General features: G+C 56.9%; 1 protein-coding gene. It reads left to right on the plus strand.

Annotation, left to right across the window (positions count from 1 at the left end):
• Positions 1–149 precede the first annotated feature (149 nt).
• Positions 150–1,340, plus strand: a complete 1,191-nt coding sequence (locus L8U58_RS10105; RefSeq protein WP_172457267.1) for an IS1249 family transposase — start codon at positions 150–152, stop codon at positions 1,338–1,340.
• Positions 1,341–1,398 lie beyond the last annotated feature (58 nt).

Genomic DNA, 1,398 nt, shown 5'->3' on the forward strand with positions numbered 1-1,398 from the left:
AAAAGTGTGTCTGACTTTCAGCATTATTACTGATCAGAACGGGTAAATCGGGCGGATATAAGCATCAAGACCTTATATCCGCCCGATTAGTGTTCAATCCACCGGAATGGCACCCGCATGTGCTAATCGGGGGTTGGTGTGCTTTCCGGGTGAGTAAAAACAGGCCACGATGCCCGATATGCGCTGGGCAAATGAAGAAAAACGGAACCACTTCTAAAGGCACAACCAGGTGGCGATGCAAGGACCCGAACTGCTGCAGTTCCACGACACGAACCCGCACCGACCGCACGCAGGCCCGCGACTTTAAAGCCTTCGTCTCTTATGCCACCTCCACAGCAACGTTGTCTGAACTCGCTCAGCAACAAGGGGTAAGCCGTTGGACACTTGACCGCCGATTCAAACCATTCTGGCTCATCGACATCCCCAACGACGGTGACCCACAGCGCGTCTACGACCAGATCTTCATCGACGGCACCTACACCGCCGCCGGATGCTTGCTCGTCGCAGCCAGCCACGACCACGTCATCGCATGGCACTGGACCAAACACGAAACCGCCCACGCCTACACGCAGCTACTCCGCAAAATCGCTGAGCCGCTCTGCGTCGTCCTCGACGGCGGACAAGGCGCACTTACTGCGATTAAAGCCTGCTGGCCGAACGCGATGATCCAACGATGCCTCGTCCATGCGCAACGCGTCATCCGCCGCTACACCACATCACGACCACGCACCGACGCCGGCAAAGCCATCTACGCCCTGGCGTTGAAACTGACCCGTATCACCACACTCGACCAGGCACGGGAGTGGACGCTGCGTCTGCACGACTTCGGACAGGTATTCAAAGCATTCCTCAACGAGAAAACGCCCGTGCCAAAAGAGCGCCGCACACTCAACAACCAGTGGGAATGGGCCCATCTGCGAGTTCGCAAGGCATACAACTCCCTGCTGCACCTCTCACGGAAAGGATGGCTGTTTACCTACCTGCAGCCACCACCGAATGCGCTTGAGCCTCAACGCTGGGCTTCAACGACAAACAGTCTGGAAGGCGGCATCAACGCCCAGCTCAAACGCATCGCCGACGCGCATCGCGGCAGGTCCGGGGAACGCCAACGCAGAATGCTCGAGTGGTACCTGCACTCGAAAACGCAACTGCCTGACGACCCATTAAAGATCGCCAGGCAGTGCAATTTCGGCCAAGATCAACTCGCCAAAGTCAACGATCTTGTCGAAGAAGACCACAACAAAGCCGACCAGGAAACAGGCCGACCAGCCTTCTACGACAACGCTATCCCAACCGAGTACGAACACTCGATAGGAATCAGAAAAGGCCCCATGAAGTAACAAACGGTGTGCCCGCCCCGCAACACGCCGAGCGGACACACTTTTTGCTACTTAACCC

This window comes from Corynebacterium macclintockiae (assembly GCF_027570165.1).
GTDB classification, from domain to species: domain Bacteria; phylum Actinomycetota; class Actinomycetes; order Mycobacteriales; family Mycobacteriaceae; genus Corynebacterium; species Corynebacterium macclintockiae.